At 65.7% G+C, this 16,212-nt stretch carries 18 protein-coding genes; 6 read left to right on the top strand and 12 right to left on the bottom strand.

Translation table 11 applies throughout. The annotated features are described in order from the left end of the window. Positions 1 to 93: 93 nt before the first annotated feature. Positions 94 to 513: an MAPEG family protein gene (locus N4264_RS11285; RefSeq protein ID WP_261697135.1), complete on the top strand. Its 420-nt coding sequence runs from the start codon at positions 94 to 96 to the stop codon at positions 511 to 513. Positions 514 to 539: 26 nt separating this feature from the next. On the opposite strand, the gene N4264_RS11280 is transcribed toward N4264_RS11285, so the two are convergent. Then, positions 540 to 1,037, bottom strand: coding sequence for a cytochrome C (locus N4264_RS11280; RefSeq protein WP_261697134.1), 498 nt, complete (start codon positions 1,035 to 1,037; stop codon positions 540 to 542). Between the two features lie 166 nt (positions 1,038 to 1,203). Between N4264_RS11280 and N4264_RS11275 the strand changes: the two genes are divergently transcribed. Next, positions 1,204 to 1,743 carry a hypothetical protein gene (locus tag N4264_RS11275; protein WP_261697133.1) on the top strand — a complete coding sequence of 180 codons (540 nt, stop codon included), beginning with the start codon at positions 1,204 to 1,206 and terminating at the stop codon, positions 1,741 to 1,743. Positions 1,744 to 1,775: 32 nt separating this feature from the next. Here N4264_RS11275 and N4264_RS11270 read toward each other — a convergent pair whose 3' ends face one another. Both N4264_RS11270 and N4264_RS11265 read right to left on the bottom strand, forming a co-directional pair. Continuing rightward, on the bottom strand, positions 1,776 to 2,642 hold the full coding sequence (locus N4264_RS11270) for a hypothetical protein (RefSeq protein WP_261697132.1): 867 nt from the start codon (positions 2,640 to 2,642) through the stop codon (positions 1,776 to 1,778). A gap of 191 nt (positions 2,643 to 2,833) precedes the next feature. Beyond that, complete coding sequence (locus tag N4264_RS11265) at positions 2,834 to 4,066, bottom strand: hypothetical protein (protein WP_261697131.1); 1,233 nt, start codon at positions 4,064 to 4,066, stop codon at positions 2,834 to 2,836. Between the two features lie 171 nt (positions 4,067 to 4,237). Between N4264_RS11265 and N4264_RS11260 the strand changes: the two genes are divergently transcribed. The 4 genes from N4264_RS11260 to N4264_RS11245 all read left to right on the top strand — a co-directional run bounded on the left by N4264_RS11260 (position 4,238) and on the right by N4264_RS11245 (position 8,884). Beyond that, a complete protein-coding gene (locus tag N4264_RS11260) occupies positions 4,238 to 4,903 on the top strand; it encodes a hypothetical protein (protein WP_261697130.1) in 666 nt (221 codons plus the stop codon). Positions 4,904 to 5,020: 117 nt separating this feature from the next. Further along, positions 5,021 to 5,746 (top strand): alpha/beta hydrolase family protein, encoded by a 726-nt coding sequence (locus N4264_RS11255; protein WP_343232005.1) that lies wholly within the window; start codon positions 5,021 to 5,023, stop codon positions 5,744 to 5,746. Between the two features lie 275 nt (positions 5,747 to 6,021). Next, entirely contained in the window at positions 6,022 to 8,022 is a 2,001-nt protein-coding gene (locus N4264_RS11250) for a tetratricopeptide repeat protein (RefSeq protein WP_261697129.1), read from the top strand. Positions 8,023 to 8,032: 10 nt separating this feature from the next. After that, positions 8,033 to 8,884 (top strand): GNAT family N-acetyltransferase, encoded by an 852-nt coding sequence (locus N4264_RS11245; RefSeq protein ID WP_261697128.1) that lies wholly within the window; start codon positions 8,033 to 8,035, stop codon positions 8,882 to 8,884. Between the two features lie 7 nt (positions 8,885 to 8,891). On the opposite strand, the gene N4264_RS11240 is transcribed toward N4264_RS11245, so the two are convergent. From N4264_RS11240 to N4264_RS11200, 9 genes are all read right to left on the bottom strand, one after another. Next, a complete protein-coding gene (locus tag N4264_RS11240) occupies positions 8,892 to 9,278 on the bottom strand; it encodes a VOC family protein (RefSeq protein WP_261697127.1) in 387 nt (128 codons plus the stop codon). A gap of 107 nt (positions 9,279 to 9,385) precedes the next feature. After that, positions 9,386 to 9,661 (bottom strand): hypothetical protein, encoded by a 276-nt coding sequence (locus N4264_RS11235; RefSeq protein ID WP_261697126.1) that lies wholly within the window; start codon positions 9,659 to 9,661, stop codon positions 9,386 to 9,388. Between the two features lie 122 nt (positions 9,662 to 9,783). Next, complete coding sequence (locus N4264_RS11230) at positions 9,784 to 10,674, bottom strand: hypothetical protein (RefSeq protein WP_261697125.1); 891 nt, start codon at positions 10,672 to 10,674, stop codon at positions 9,784 to 9,786. A gap of 153 nt (positions 10,675 to 10,827) precedes the next feature. Then, the gene (locus N4264_RS11225) at positions 10,828 to 11,223 is read right to left on the bottom strand and encodes a hypothetical protein (protein ID WP_261697124.1); all 396 of its coding nucleotides are present in this window, start codon (positions 11,221 to 11,223) and stop codon (positions 10,828 to 10,830) included. 45 nt (positions 11,224 to 11,268) lie between these two features. Further along, the gene (locus N4264_RS11220) at positions 11,269 to 12,516 is read right to left on the bottom strand and encodes an FG-GAP repeat domain-containing protein (protein WP_261697123.1); all 1,248 of its coding nucleotides are present in this window, start codon (positions 12,514 to 12,516) and stop codon (positions 11,269 to 11,271) included. 441 nt (positions 12,517 to 12,957) lie between these two features. Beyond that, positions 12,958 to 14,013 (bottom strand): DUF1176 domain-containing protein, encoded by a 1,056-nt coding sequence (locus tag N4264_RS11215; RefSeq protein WP_261697122.1) that lies wholly within the window; start codon positions 14,011 to 14,013, stop codon positions 12,958 to 12,960. Between the two features lie 69 nt (positions 14,014 to 14,082). Beyond that, positions 14,083 to 14,325 carry a DUF3297 family protein gene (locus N4264_RS11210; protein ID WP_261697121.1) on the bottom strand — a complete coding sequence of 81 codons (243 nt, stop codon included), beginning with the start codon at positions 14,323 to 14,325 and terminating at the stop codon, positions 14,083 to 14,085. Between the two features lie 477 nt (positions 14,326 to 14,802). Further along, the gene (locus N4264_RS11205; protein WP_261697120.1) at positions 14,803 to 15,480 is read right to left on the bottom strand and encodes an HAD hydrolase-like protein; all 678 of its coding nucleotides are present in this window, start codon (positions 15,478 to 15,480) and stop codon (positions 14,803 to 14,805) included. Beyond that, on the bottom strand, positions 15,477 to 16,148 hold the full coding sequence (locus N4264_RS11200; protein ID WP_261697119.1) for a GNAT family N-acetyltransferase: 672 nt from the start codon (positions 16,146 to 16,148) through the stop codon (positions 15,477 to 15,479). The genes N4264_RS11205 and N4264_RS11200 overlap by 4 nt, the downstream gene beginning before the upstream one ends. Between the last annotated feature and the right edge of the window lie 64 nt (positions 16,149 to 16,212).

The following is a 16,212-nucleotide window of genomic DNA, read 5'->3' as shown; positions in this document are numbered from 1 at the left end:
GTGACGAAAGTCGGGGGATGACTTCCGGGCTATCCCGCACGCCGGCCGCGGCGCGTGCGACCATCCGGCGATCCTTCCCAACCGGCCAACCACATGAGCCGCAACCTGATCCTCCTGCCGGCCCTTGCCCAGGTCCTGCTCACCATCGCGGTCTACGTCCGCCTCGCCGCCGCCAAGGCCAAGGCCGTGCGGGAGGGACAGGTCGATCCGGAGCGCCGCGGCCTCTATGACGATGCCTGGCCGGCGAGCGTCCAGAAGGTCAACAACAACATCCGCAATCAGTTCGAGGTTCCGGTCCTTTTCTACGTGCTGACGATCATGCTGTGGCAACTGGGCACAACCGGTCCGCTCGCCCAGGCGCTGGCCTGGCTGTTCGTCGGCAGTCGCATCGTCCACGCGTATATCCACACCGGGTCGAACATCGTGCCGGTGCGCCGCAAAGTGTTCATGGCCGGCTGCGCCATCGTCGTCGCCATGACGGTCCTGGTTATCTGGTCGATACTCTTTGCGTAGCGCGTCTGTTGCTGCCCGCGTCTGTGTCAGTCGGGACGGCTGGTCTTCGCGGACGGCGGCGGTTCCGGGAATCGCACCACCGGCCCGGCCGCCGCAGCACCTGCAGGCAATGCGGCGGGAGCCGGATCACCGGCCTTGCCCAGCCATTTCACGACGTGCCAGATCGCGCTCAGATCGGTCTCGCTCATCCGGTTGAGCGCCCAGTACGGCATCGGCGGCCGCGACTTCATGGTTCGCGCAAAGGCGACCCAGGTCGACAGATCCATATCGTTGAGGCGCAGGCGCAGATTGGGTGCATAGGTGGTGCCCCAGGCGCCCTGCCAGCCCAGGCGGTCACCGGTCAGCCAGGCGTCTTTCGGCGCGTTGCCGCCCTGCATCGTATAGCCGGGCGTGTGGCAATCGTGACAGCCGCCGATCTCGAGCAGGTACCGCCCTCTTTCGATCAGCGCCATCTCACCGGCAGGCGGCGCCGCGGCCGCGGGAAAGGTGAGCAGGAACATCAGACCCAGGGTAAACGTACGCATGATGGCTGACCGTCGTGGAAGGTATCTCCAAGGACGGAACGCCGATGCACAACCTGTCATGCGATGGGGCTACGGGATCTGCCAACCCGCTTTTGCGTTCAGTACCGGACAGACCGACGCCATATCCGGCATCGGCACCTCCTCCCCGTCCAACCAGGTCTTGCTCATGCGTCGAACCGTTCTGTTGCTTGCCTTCCTTGTCACGTCCCTGGCGCACGCTGCGCTTCCACCTGCGCCCGCCGGCATGTCCTGGGAGCGGTTTGAACGGGGACGCTCGGCATTCCTCAAGCCCGATGGCTGGTCCTCGATCGTCGAAAAGGGCCAGGGCCAGTTCGTGCTGGCGATCAACGCCAACGGCTTCAGTGGCAAAAGGCCGGCCGATGAAACCGCCCTGCTCGTCACCTATTACCCTCAGGCGTCACGACGTTTCAGCCGGCCGGCATCGGCTGCTGCGCGCGCCATGGCCAACGAGTTCAAGACGATCGGCCGTGTGGATTCCGAATCCCGGCGCAGTGATGGCGCACGAACGATCCACGAGCTGCGCGTGAAACTGACTGACGAGGTGACGGTCATCGCGCGCTATGCGCTCGTCGCCGATGACAAGAGCGACGAACTGTGGATGGTGATGTTCCAGGCGTCTCCCGCCGAATGGGAGAACGCCTGGCGCATTGGAAAGCACATGATGCAGGGCCAGTACGGCTTCTAGGCCTCATCCGCCCGGGCGGTCTTGCCGACGAATCACGGACAGGCAAGCCCCTCGATCGATGTCAGCCGCTGCAGCACCATCGTGCCGGATGCCGTGAACGCGGGATCGACCGTCGTCCACGTGACCGATCCGCTGTTGCAGCCGGTGAACGCAAAGCGCAGCGTGCCCCACACGGGCGTCGTGATCGTCGCGGCATTGAAGTTCGGCGGAAAACGACCGCCCAGTACGCGGCGCGCATCCATCGAAATCGTCTGTGCGCCGATGCTGCCAGCGGCATTGATCCAGACAGGATTACCCGCGTTGTCGAACGTGAACCAGAAGGCCGTCGCCACGCCACCGGGCAGGACCTCGATCTGGAAACCATGACCGTTCTGCGCCGGGTCGTACCAGTTGCCGGAGATCGATGGCGCCAGCACAAAACCCGTCGTGACCGGCGTGCCGACGAAATTGCCGGAGACGATGATCCGCGCGGGGCCGCAGTTGTAGCACTCGAGGCCGGCAGAGTGGTCCTGCGCGGTGTTGAGATTGATCGGCACGGTTCCGCCGGCGTTGGTGAACGCGGCGTTCGGCGTCACCCGCAACTGGCGCTCGCTGGTCCGGCTTTGCAGTATGACCGAATCCTGCGGATTGCCGTAGCCGCCTTCATACACGCCGCTGGCCGCGGCCTCGTCATAGGTGAACGGCGGAAACGCGACGACGCCGCCACCGGAAACGCTGACGTTCCACTGGCTGATCTGGCGGGTGTCGGCGTCGAACACAAAGGTGCCGGACAGAACGCCGCCGTCCTCGAAGCGGCTGTCCATGATGACCCACCGAACAGGCACTGCCGATGCCACCGTGGACAGCCCCAGCAGAGTTGCCGCGACACTCGATATCCACAACGCTGGAACACGATTCATGAAAGCACTCCCGAGATCCAGTGGAAGGGAGACATCAGGGACGTCGTGAAGCGTCTGCGACGCAAAGGCGATCGACTGACCGACCACAACGGCAATGCACGCGATGACAGGTTACACCCGGCCACGCGCCGGTGGCACCGCAGTCACCGCCGTGCACTGTTGCGATCGCCACCACGCTGCCCCACTTTCCGTTACTGACTGGCCGCGCGCAGGGCATCCCCGGCGTCACGGCGGACATAGGTATCCGGATCGGACGCAGCGAGTTTCTCCAGCACCTCACGGGGAAAACCCGGTGTCCCACGTGCCCACTTGCACACCGACACCAGCGCCAACCGCGCAGCCGCGTCGTCCTGCCGCGCAATGACCGGCGCAACCACCGATGCGGCGGGCGCCCCCCAGAGTTGCAGGCGCTCCAGGGACTCCGCCGCTGCCGTGCGTACGGCCGGCTCCGGGTCGTCAACGACCAGACGTGCCAGGGCGGGCGCGATGCGCGTCTCGACCTGGGTGCGCCAGCTGCCCGCCTTCTGCATGTCCGACAGCGCACCCGGTACGTCGGCCACGCGCGACAGGGCGCTGGCCGCATCCTTGCGGACCGCCGGCTCGTTGTTCAGCGCCAACTCGCCAAGCATGACGTCCAGCGCCGGCTGGGCGCGCGCACCGTAGCCGCCCAGCGCCGCAAGCAGAAATCCGCGCACGTCGGCGCGGGCGCCCGTCATCAGCGCGGCAATGCGCTTTGGATCACCCGATTCGACAGGTACCGATCCGATGACCCGCGAAATGGTGTAGCGCACCGCCGGCGACTCGCGCGCAAAGGCATCCACCAGGGCGGAGAATCCTTCGCGGCCATTTTCCTTCGCGACGCGGGCGAGCAGCGTGTAGGTCGCATCGCCCAGATCATGCCGCGCCGAAAAGTCCAGCGCGTCTTCATTCTTGGACAGATCCACCGCATCGAAAACAACATCGAGCACATTGGCCAGGGGCAGGTCCGGATCCGGATAGAGAGCCCGCGCAGCGTAGAAGGCGTAGTAGGCATCACGTGCCTGCCGCGCCAGACGCAGGCGGGTACTGCGCAGCTGTGCGTCCGGCACGCCCATGGCATCCAACGCGCCGACCGCTGCATACGCGGTCTCTTCATCCGCATCGTCGAGGGCGCGGCGCAACGCGGGTTCGGCTGGCGCGGCGGCATCCTTGTGGTCCCACAGCAGGCGCGCCGCGGCGGCGCGAAGCCGCGCATCCGTCTGTGATTCCAGCCATTCGGTCGCCCGGGTGACCGCGGCCGGCGCATCGGCGTCGCCCAGGTCGTTGAGCGCATTGATTCGGTCACGTGTCTCGCCCCGCTCGGTGCGCTTGAGCAGCTTTGCCGTATCGGCAGCCTGGGCGAATACGGGAACCAGCAGCAACAGCACGACAGGAAGACGAACCATGGGTGCCCTCTCCGGTGAGTGTGCCGCGCATCATAGTCGCAGCGGCCCCAACCGCTCCAACCGAGGCACGAGACCTGGCAACACGCCGTCCAGCGTGAAAGGGAACTCGCCTCTGCCCGGTCGGGTATCCACCTCGCCTCGCGAGCGCCCCATCAGCAAGGAATGACACGCATGACTGGCCCGGAACATCGGCAATCGCCACGCAGGCAGTGGGTCACCGCGTTGACCTGTCTTGCCGTCCTGAGCGTCGCGGCGGCCTCCACCGAAAGCGATCCATTGCACATCCTGCGCAAGGGCTTCGGAGAAAAGGCGTTGGCCCGGACGGTTTCCGTCCACTACCACCTGGCCGTCTCCCGGCCGGATGGCAGTCGCCTGCGCGAAGGCGACTATTGTCTGGAACCGGGCACCGGAACGCTCGTGGTTCGCAACACGGCGGACGGCAGCCTGTCGTGGATCTCACCCACCGGGAATGGCGTTCGCCGAAACGGCACGAACGTCCCTCTGGACGAGGCCACCACCGCGCGGTTGCGCGCCCACGCCGCCACGCATTTCCTGCGCCTGCTGCGCGATCCGGCAACCCGCGCGCAATGGCAGGACACACATCGGATCCGACTCTTCCCCGCCGGGCAGGACGCCTTCGACGTCCGCCTGGACGCGCATCACCGCATTGTCGAAAACAGGTTTGACGACGGAACAGTCAGTGTCGAGCACGATTACCGGGACATTGGCGGAATCTGGTGGCCGATGCGATTCGATGCGATGAAAGACGGAAAGCCCGTGGCCAGCGGCCTGTTCTCAAACCTGCGGCTGGAAACCACGGCCTGCGAACGGCCATAGCCGGCGCGCGCGACGTGCGTCGCGGCACAACGCCACTACCCATTCACGGAACGACATGCCGATACCCTCCCCCCGACCACCCACCGGTATGGCTCCACGGCTAGCCAGACCGCCGACCTGTACCTGCCCGACGGAAACGCCGCAGCGGTCGTCTGCCTGCTGCACGGCGGATTCTGGCGTACACCCTACGGGCGCGACCAGATGGAAGCCGTGGCGCAGGACCTCGTCGGACGCAGGTATGCCGTGTGGAATATCGGCTACCGGCGTGTCGGAGAACCAGGCGGCGGCTGGCCGGGTACGTTCGACGACGTCGGCGCGGCGATCGATCACCTGGCATTGCTGCACGCCGACGGCATCTCGATGGATCTGGACCAGGTGTTCGTGGCGGGGCACTCGGCCGGAGGCCATCTGGCGCTGTGGAGCGCAAGTCGCGCTGCACCCCGCATTCGCGTGCGCGCCGTCGCCGGGCTTGCGCCGATCGCCGATCTCACCGCTGGCTACCATCTGGCCCTCGGCGGCCAAGCAGCAGGCCAATTGCTGGGTGGCTCGCCGCAGGACGTTCCCGGGCGCTACCGGACCGCATCGCCGCATGCGCAACTTCCGCTACATATTCCGCAGCTGATCGCGCACGGCACGGAGGATACCGCCGTTCCGGTCCAGCTGTCGCGGGACTACGTGGCCCTGGCCGCCAGCCACGGCGATCCGGTCACGCTGGCGGAACTGTCGGATACCAGCCACATGGCATTCCTCGATCCGTGCAGCCAGGCACATCAGACGCTGTGTCATTGGCTCGCTGCACAGCGGGCGAATGCTGAGGTAGTCACGGCGCGAAATTTCGGTTGAATGACTTCACCGAGCCGATAGAGGGCGACGCAGATGTCTTCCAACAACCCAGCGATACGTCCCAGGAACAGCACGCGACGGAGCTCGAGCCCCATCATCACACGCCCCCCTTTACTCCAACGGACAGGGCGAGCCGCCGGAGTGCGCGATGCGCCATTCTGTAGAATGCGCGCCAGCCCGGCGGATACCGCGGCCGGCCGCTTGGCAAGATGAGGCAGGATCGGCGACGCTGTGTCGCCCGGCGAACCCGCCGGCCATTCCATCCGGGTGCGCTGATGAAACGCACGCAAGGACTGAACCGCCTGCGCCGATGGTGCATGGTTACCCTGCTGGGGACGGCCGCGAATGCGCTGGCCACGGTGGCAGCGGATCCGTTGCAGCTGCTGCACCTGCGCGAAGGCACCGGCACAGCAGCCGGCCACATCGCCGACACCGGCTGCGCCACCTGCCATCCGGCAACCTACGCCAGCTACCAGGACGTGGGCATGGCGCAATCGTTCCGGCGCCCGTCGGCCGCGGCGCTGGTGGAAGATTTTGCGCGCACGCAATTCGAGCACACGCCGTCGAAGAGTCACTTTTCGTTGACCTGGAACGGCGAAGTGCTGCTGTTCAAGCGCTGGCAACGGGATGACGAGGGAAAACCGATCAATGCGTTTTCCCAGCGCGTGGATTGGATCCTGGGTTCCGGACACCGCTCGCGCGTCTACCTCTACCGCACGCCGGGTGGCGAGCTGTACCAGCTGCCGATTGCCTGGTACACGCAGGAGCAGCGCCTGGCGATGGCACCGGGCTATGACCGCGCCGACCATGATGGCCTGACACGGCGCATCCGTCGCGAATGTCTGTTCTGCCACAACGCCTATCCGGAGCAGCCCACCGGCTCTGATGCACACTGGGCGCCGCCGGTATTTCCGGCCGCGCTTCCGGAAGGGACGGGATGCCAGCGTTGCCACGGACCGGGCGCAGTGCATGTGCGGCAGGTCATCGCGAATGCGCCTGTCGAGACAATCCGGGCCAGCATCATCAATCCGGCACGACTGGCCCCGGCGCGCCGCGACGACGTGTGTTTCCAGTGTCACCTTCTGCCCGCCGTCGCCGTGATCGGCCCGCGACGACTGGACCGCGGCGATTACAGCTTCCGGCCGGGACAGGCGCTGGATGACTATCTCGTCCACATGGAAACCGTTACCGGCGAGCCCGCGACGGAACGCTTCGAAATCAATCATCACGCCTACCGGCTGATGCAAAGCGACTGCTACCAGAAAGGTGGCATCACCTGCATCGACTGCCACAATCCGCACCACCCCCTGGCCAAGGACACCCGTCTTGCGTCCGTGGACGCCACCTGCGGGCGTTGTCACGAACCCCACCCTGCCGAGAGTGTCGCGGTGAAAGGCACTGCAACGCCGGAGAATTGCGTCGGCTGCCACATGCCGCGGCGTCGCACGCAAGATGTGGTTCACGTCACGATGACTGACCACCACATCGCGCGCGCCCGCAGCGGCGACCTGCTCGCACAATTGCGCGAGGCCACGCCGGATGTGAAAGATGTCCAGCCGTTCGCACCACAACCAGGTGCCGGCGCCACGGATGCCTTGTACCGCACGCTGGCCATCCTGCGGGCAGACCTCGCCGGCCACGGTGCGGATGCACACCTCGCCCGGCTGGCCGCTGCCACAGAAACGGCATCGCTGACACCGCATTTCGATATCGCCGCATTCCAGCTCGGGCAGCGGAACTTTGCCCGGGCCCTGCAGACCACACAGCACCTGCTCGCGGAAGCACCGGGAAACGCGCTGGCCACCGCGTGGCGGGGCGTCGCGCGAATGGGGTCGGGCGACGTCGCCAATGCCGTGCCGGATTTTCTCGCCGCGACGCAATCGGCGCCGGATGTCCCCGAGTTCCAGTTCAATCTCGGCTTGGCGCTGCACGCGCTACAGCGTCACGCGCAGGCGCGCGAGGCACTTTCCGAAGCGATCCGCCTGCGCCCGAATCTCGTCGCTGCCTGGGTGACGCGTGGCCACGTGCACACCGCATTGGGCCGCGACGAAGATGCCATCAGCGACTACCGCCAGGCACTGGCGTTGCAGCCGCGCGAAACGCGCGCCTACCTCGCGCTCGCCGACCGCCTCGTCGCAGATGGTCAGCGCGACGAGGCGCTGCGCTACCTGCGAATGGGAACCCATGCCGCCGCGAAACCCGAAGCCATTCGCGCCGCCCTGGACGAGCACCAGCGCAACGACGCAGCCACGACACCCGCCAAGCCCCTTGAATGAGGAGTCCGCCGTGACGACCACGCCCTATGCGGTACAGGTCGCGACACCGGAGCAGGCCCGCACTGCCGCGGCATGGGCCGCACGCGAGGGCTGGAACCCGGGTTTGCACGATGTGGACTGCTATCTCGCCGCCGATGCCGACGGATTTCTCGTCGGCCAGCTCGGCAGACAGATCTATTCCACGATTTCCGCCATGCGCTACGGCGAGGACTTCGGGTTTATCGGCTTCTTCATCGTCGATCCGGCGCACCGGGGCAGAGGCTATGGGCTGGCCGTCTTCCGCGCAGCCATGGAACGGCTGCGTGGGCGCAACGTCGGCCTGGACGGCGTCGTGGAACAACAGTCCAATTACACAAAGCACGGTTTTCACCTGGCGTACCGGAATATCCGATTTGAATGCAACGGATCAGGGGATGGCTCGCGCGACCGGTCCATTGTCGACCTGTCCGGTGTCCCGTTTGACGAACTGGCGGCCTATGAACGCCCCTTCTTCCCGGTGGCACGGCCCGCCTTTCTGAAAGCGTGGATTACCCAACCGCAGGCGACGGCCCTTGGCGTCCTCCGCGATGGGCGTCTCGCGGGCTACGCTGTCTGGCGGCAGTGTGTGTCCGGCGGAAAGATCGGGCCGCTGGCGGCGGACACCGAACAGGATGCCGAGGCATTGTTCGGTGCGCTGCGCGCAAGTATCGCGCCCACCGACGTTCTTTATCTGGATGTTCCCGAAGTCAACCCGGCCGCCATGACCCTGGCGCGGCGACACGGCATGCGGATGGTTTTCGAGACGGCACGCATGTATACCGGCCCGCAACCGGACACACCCCTGCGGCGGCAGTACGGGGTGACCTCGTTCGAGATCGGCTGACGCGCGCTCAGCCTGTCTTCTGTCGCAACTGGAAGATGTTGCCTTCGGGGTCACAGGCATTGACGGCGACGAAGCCGGGACCGCTCCACCGCTGCGTGGCGACTTCGCCGCCAAGGCCGGCGATGATCGCCGTCGTCTTCGACAGGTCCGGCACGGTGAAAAAGAACTTCAAGGGTGTTTCCTCGCGCCATTGCGGCGGTGCGGTGATCGTGATGCCCGCCGCGATCGATGCCGGAATGGCGTGGACCAGGAGCTGGATATCCGGCGATTCAAGGACAATCAGATCGTCCGACCGGTGCAGTACCGCCATGCTGCAGACCGTCTCGTAAAAGCCGCCCAGGTGATCAAGGTCCTTGGCGTAGATGAACAGGCCCGCATTGGCTGGTCCCGGCATGAAGCTCACCTGCTATGGAGAAACCGCCACCATACACGATCATCGGGAAGGGTCTGAGCACGGCGAGACCGCGGCTTGCGCAGACTTTGCTTGCTACCGCTACCGGGCTAGCCGGCATATCCGGGCAGAAGGAACAGCAAACCTGCCAGCGTGCCCAGGCCGACCAGCGCCACTGCAACCTGGAGCCAGCACGCGACATCGTCACATTCGGTGATGTGGGCACCGGGCAACCGCCCCAGCGTCAGCGCCCGGCAAATGGGCCAGCCCACGAACCAGCCCACCGTCACGAGACAGATCTCCCACGCCAGCCACCACACTATCCGAACGATCAGCAACAGGCCTCGCGCCAGGGGTCCGACGGGTACGTCGTCCAGATCGAGCATGCTGTGGCACTCCGGTTGTCACTGGTTCATACCGGGGAACAGTGCGGGCAGTGATCAGGCGTGGTTCTGCTGCGTGACGGTGGCAGGTCCTCGTCCCACAGGGGACCTGCCGCCCCTTTCGTTCAGTTCTGTGCGAACAACACGCATCGCGACCGCGCCGTAACCAGGCCGTTCGGATTGGCGTGGGAGGCCTTGAGTACCCAGCGCTTGACGCCATTGATGGTCTGCGCCGTGATGCGAACCGATTCACCGCCGCCGCGGAAATTGCCGGATATCTCGGTGAAATAGCACATCCCCGCCCAGGTCGGGATCATCACGGTGCTCATGGTCGTACCGGCTGCCGAGACCGTGAACTCCCCGACCTGTGCCGCGTTGCCGAACCCGCCGGGCCCACCGAAACGCGCAGGCTTTCCGCTCGATGGCGTGCCGACGAAGAACGAATGCGCCGAGGCACGCAGGTAATCGTCCGTGCATGCGCTCAGCTTGGCGTTGACGCGCGAGGCCTCGAACGGCTGCGACGTCTGCTGCACGCTGACGAATTCGCCCAGGCCGTCGAAGCGGCCCTGCATGCCATTGAGTACCGTGAATGCATCACCCCACCAGGCGGGCCGCTGGTCGTGGATGCCGGCCCAGCAGTGTTCCCAGGGAAAATCCGGCGCATCGGCGCTGGACAGTGCGGTTATTTCCTCCGAATGCCATCGCGCCGTGCCGCCGCTGGCGGAGGTGAAGCACCCCTTTGCCGCGCAGATCCCATGCGCCGTCACCCCCTCCTGCTGGGATGTGCCACCAAGTACCCAGCGCCCAAACCCGTTACCGCGCATGAAAACCGATTCACCACTCCCGCGGAAATTGCCGCTGGCTCCGATCAGGAAGCAATAGAACTCCTCCTGGTTGCGCATCGACAGCGGCTGCATCGGGTGCACCCACGATGCTTCCACGGTGAACTCACACTGGGCACCCATCGCAAATGGGGAAGCCAGGACCAATGCCGCACCCGCCAGCCAACGCACCATGACACACTCCTCGTGTAGTACCTGGGAACCAGGTGACTGCACAAACGCGGTCTGTGCGCAAAAGCGGAAATCGTTAGTATCTGCGGTGTCCTGCGTGCAGGAACCGGGTCTGCGTTGACCCGGTTCCTGCAGGTGGCTAAGCGTTCACGGCAATCAGCGCGACGCCTTGTTCGGTTCGGGCACCAGTTCATCGGCGCGCAGTACGACTTCGGTCAGATCGGTTCTTTCACGCGCCGGCGCCAGTTTGCCGCAGGCAGCGACACGCGTGCCGACATAGTGCAGCGCGATCTTTTCAACGCCGCCTCGCAACTGCAGGTCGCGCGTTTGCGGCGCGTGGACCGCGCCGGATGGATCCGATTCTTCGCCGGCGAAATCCACCGGCGTATCCAGGCGCAATACGCCGAACTCCACGACGTTTGTCGCGTCAAGCACGATTGCCGTGCGCTTCTCGACGATGCCGCGATAGCAGACGGATGCCTGCGAGATCGGCTGCGTATTCTCCAGTAGCAAGGAAGCTGCCAGAACCAGCATTTCAGGTGTCAGGATCATGTGCTGCGAACCGTTCAGTAGAGGAAGGACATGTGACGCGATTCGTCAGCGCTCGCTGACCCACACCTCGGAGAACCCGTCGCCCCAGATCTGGTCCTGCGCGAGATCGGTGAAATACGCGACAAATGCGCTGCGACGGGTGCTGAAGAAGGCGAAATCCGTGATGCCATCGTCGTCAAAGTCATCAGCGACCACGCCTCCCTTCGGCAGCTCGCCGCCGTTGATGGTGACGGGCACACCCAACGTGGCGTTGCCGTTTCCAGGGAAGAGCGCCACCGACGGACAGGCCTCGTCCCAGTTCGGGCGGAACTTGCCGGGACGACACCCGTCGGCATACAGGCCGACGACCGCATCGGGATTGCCGTCGCGGTTGTAGTCGGTCGCCTGGAGACCGGTGATCGAGTGCGTCACTTCTTCCGTAAACAGGCCCACCAGAGGATAGGAAGTGGCCAGCATCGTCAGGTAAGAGGGCGCACCGAGGCGATTGGCCAGCACATGAAGGGTGCTGTTGCGGGCCAGATCAACGGTGCCGACGAGGGCATCCGGTTTGGTGTCCCTGTCAAGGTCCGTGGCGTGCAGGTGCTGCACGATCCTGTCGTCGTTGAAGTTCAACGACAGGTCCGTGCGCACCATCGACGGCGAGCCGGGCTGGTAGCGCACAAGGCTCACTCCGGCGCCAGCGCCGGACAGCAAATCCTTCCGGTTGTCACCCGTCACGTCGGCAGTGGAAACGTAGGGGATTCCCGAGTAGGCCGACGTACTTCCGCCGTACTGGAACGCGCCATTGCCCTGGCCGAGCGCCAGCTCGGTAATTCCGTTTTCGGTGCCGACCATATCCAGCACGCCGTCCCCGTTGAAGTCCACAAGGGCCATGGCGTCCGCGCCAAGCGACAGATGGGGACCTGGCACGAACAGGCCTGCGCCCTGGCCGAACAGCACGCGACTGGAGCGGCCGTCAGACAGGAAAAGGTCGATCCATGGATCGTTGTTGAAATGGGCAGCAGCAAGAAACGAAACAGCCGTCTCGTAGGTTCCCAGATTGCGCGCAACGAACCGGCCGGGCGCCACGTTCGACATCAGGGTCAAGGGCTGGCTGCGCGCCGCGATGACGACGTCGCGGCGCTGGTCGCCGTCGAGGTCAACGCCGCCGTAGATGATTTCCACATCGGGCTCGGCGTGCTCCGCCCAGGGCAACAGATGGCGGAATCCCTGGCTGTAGGGCGCCGGAGCAGCCCAGAGAGAGGGGGCCGCGAACAGCAGCGCCGCGGCGGGAAACAGGTGGCGAATCGTCATGGCAGACCTTGCGGAACGGGGAATCCGCACTCTCGCGCCGTCCTGCGGCCGGCGTCCCGACGAAACGCGAACGAAAGATCGACGTTGTGTCGACGAACCACAAATACGCGCTAGAACAGCAGGTTAGGAATTCATCGCCAGCGATCCGTGCCTCACCGGAGCAGCATGCCGCAACAGCGTGACCGACGATCAGTGCCGCGGACGCCCGCGCAGATCGCGGGCACAGGTGAGAAATCTGCGAAAGGGGATTGGGCGGCGCGCGGCTGTAGTGCCCTCGGCCTTGGTCCGCAGCACGGAGGCGGCGGGGGCCGCCGACGCCCCTGGCGGCAAAACCCGCTATCGCAATGGCTTCAATAGCCCACAGGAAACCTGTGTCCGGCAGCGCCCCCGGGCCAGGGGCGTCAATGCGGTGGCTGGTCGGGCACTCCTTACGCCCTGGCGCTACGGCTTCCCGGTGACGTTGGTGATCACCGTGGGAAGCTCCCACGCACCGCCCGGCGCGATCATCCGGCACATGCCGGTGGAGGTGGCTCGGGTCAGCACGAAGGTGGAGCCATCCCAGGTCCAGGTCTTGCTGGACCAGCAATCGCCCAGGCCACGCCCCTTGTAGTCGCCGTTGATTTCACCGCTTCCGTACTCCGATCCTTCCGTGGTGACGAAGACCGGATCAAACGGCGCGACCTGGTTGATCACCCAATAGCCGTTGCCCGCGTTGTATGCACCCCGCCAGCAGGGCGTGGCGACGAGCAGCTTCGTATCGGTCAAACGCCAGACGTCGATGTCCGGCTCACCTTCACCCGATTCGAAGAAGAGGCTGCAGTCCTCTTCCGTCGTCGCTGAGCGCAGCATTTCGCGCAGTGCGGCAGCGTGCGTGACATCGAAGGTGGCATCGCCCGGCCGGGCGGCGGCGAGCCGACCGCGCACCACTTCCGGCGCAGGCAATGGCGGAAGCACGTTCTTTTCGTCCCTGGTCCCTGTGCGCACCAGCGCACCAGGTGTGCCGATACGTCCCTGGAATTCGTCCATCTTCAGCAACACCGCCGAGCTGCCTTTGTCGGACAGGCGCCAGCGGATATCGCCGTGAACCCACTCGATGGTACTGGTACCCGCCAGTGCCGCCAGGAGGGCTTTCGTCTCGGCCGCTGCCAGCGTGGCGACCAGCGTGTTCCTTTCGACCGAGACGGAACCGGCACGCTTTCCGTTGATGACCAGATCCAGCGGAATCGTCGACGGCAATGCCTCGTAGGCATCGTCCTCTTGGCCGAGCATCAGATTGACCTCGACCGCGGTGTGGGCACCTGCGCGCCGTTCCAGCTGCACCGAAACCCGGTGCGTCTGGGCGTCATCGCTGTAGCCGGCAGCACGGCAGGTGCGCGTGTTGTCGCAGGCCAGCTCCCAGTCTTTGTGCGAGAACGACAGTCCCTGCGACGACGCGCCCTGGGCGCCCGCCGCCATACCCGCCAGCACCAGGCCCACGCCTACGGCACCTGAAATCATGGAAAGCCCTTCGTCAGACGAAAACAGCAGGTCGCAGTGCTACGGATCCGCTAGCGCGTCGAAATCCGCTCACTGCGCGTCGCGGAAGTAGGCGACCACCTCGCCCTTGAGCTTTACCGTCATCGGATTGCCGCGGCGGTCCAGCGACTTGCCGAAGGGAACGCGGATCCAGCCTTCGCTGACGCAGTATTCCTCGACGTTGAACTTTTCCTCGCCGTTGAAGCGGATGCCGACGCCGCGCTCCATGGCGGCCGCATCGTGGTAACGGCTCTTGGGGTTGGCGTCGAGGCGATCGGGCGGGGTATCGGTCATGGCGGGGTGGTCCGGTGCGGAAAAGAAGACACCCATGATAGCCGGGGCCCTGCCCGGATAAAACGCAGGCGGCCCGAAGGCCGCCCGCCAAGGTCGGCAGTGCAGATGGCAGCGAGGCGACAGCTGCGTCGTTGCGCACATCCTGCCGGGGTTCACCGTACCGGGCAGGCGTCTGGTAACCGCACCGGTCCGGCTAACCTCCGTGAGCCCCGCTGTCCAGCCGTTGCATCCGCAATGCCCGGCCCATCCCCTTCACTGTCCGGCAACCGCATCCACGCCAACCAGGCCCTCCCAGGCAATGCCCAACGCGCCTGACCTCGCCAGCCTGTCTTGCACCGTTTCTTGTTCACTGCAGTTGCGCCGTGCCCAACCACCGGTCAGCGCCCGTCCGGACACCCCGGCGACGAAGCAGGCGGTCGTACAGCGGTCGACCCGACGCCCCGTCCTGGCAACAGACGTCCGGAGATGAAATCCCCCCTACCCCGGGGCAGCAGCGTGGCCGAGCACGCGCTCGGCAACGGCCGGCAGCGCCGGGATCGCGGGACCGAAGCCCGAGACGACAAATGCCTCGGGCAAGGTGTAGCCCCAGCTCACCGGCGCAAAATCAGCGCCCACGACGCGCGCCACGTCCGCGTCGCGCAGCTCGTCACCAATGCACAAGGTTCGCGCCGGCGACGCCCCCGCCTGTCGCATCACCCGCTGCGTCAGGCGCTTCTTGCCCAGAATGGGTGCACCGCAACCGTAGTGATCCACCAGGGCCGCCAGCTGCGGTCCCAGGATGCGGGCCACATTGGTCCTGCTGTTGGAGGTGACGATAGCAATGGTGACACCTGACGCGCGCAGGTGGCGCAGCATGTCCGGCACGCCTTCGAACAGCGGAATCTGCCCCGCCTGTTCCGTCATGCAACGCCGGGCGTAACGCGCAATGCCCGGGCCCTGCCACCAGCGTACGCCCAGTCGCGCCACCAGGGCGCGCGCGCTCAGGTGGCGGTATGCATCGCGCGTCGACCAGTCGAGCGGCGTAAGCCGGAATCGTTGCGTCAAGGTGGGCAGGAACGTCCAGAACCAGTCAAAGGAATCGGCCAGCGTTCCGTCGAAGTCGAAAATCACCAGGTCGTAGCGCGGCAGCGCGCGGGTGTGGCTGCTGTCGTTCACGGCGCCACCACGCGCCAGAAGCCGAGGTCGGCCGTGACGACGAAACCCAGCCGCTCGTACAGAGCGATGGCGCGTTCGTTCCCGGCGCTGACGTGCAGGAAGGCGCGATCGCCGCGGGCCTGCGCCCGTGCGGCGACGTGACGCGTCAACGCCGCCGCATACCCGCGCCCGAGGAATTCGGGATGGGTGCAGATGGCGCTGATCTCCTGCGCCCCCGGAACTGCCATGCGCTCGCCCGCCATTGCGACGAGGCGGCCATCGACGCGGATGCCGTAGTAGCTGCCAAAGCGCTGCGTCCGGGGCCGGAAGAAAAAGGGGTAGGCAATGGCCGTCAGCGCAAGCATGTCGGGCGTATCAGCCTCGTCCAGCGCGGTGACCGGCTGCGCGGGCGCTTCGATGGTGACGGCCGCTTCCATCTGCAGCACGTTGCCGACCGGCTGGGCATCGAGGTCGTCGGGACGGCAATCGAGGAGATAGGCCGTTTCACCCGCATCGAGCAGATCCATCACCGCCGCCGCCGGCACCGCGCGATCGGCGACAGCGACAAACGGTGCCACGGCGTGCTCATACCGGCGCGCCATGCCGCCGCCCGTGCCCAGGTGCGCATTGCGGGTGTTCAGGGCCAGCCAGAAGGGATTGGAAATACGCGCGGTCGGAAGCGTGGTCATGCGGTGAGTGTCCCTGCGTCGATGAGTCCTGCAAACGATTGAACGGCCGGTGCCGCCGTTCCGG

It is taken from the genome of Tahibacter amnicola (assembly GCF_025398735.1).
Lineage (GTDB): Bacteria > Pseudomonadota > Gammaproteobacteria > Xanthomonadales > Rhodanobacteraceae > Tahibacter > Tahibacter amnicola.
Note: the sequence above shows the minus strand (reverse complement) of the source record. Positions and strands in the feature narration are given on the sequence as shown.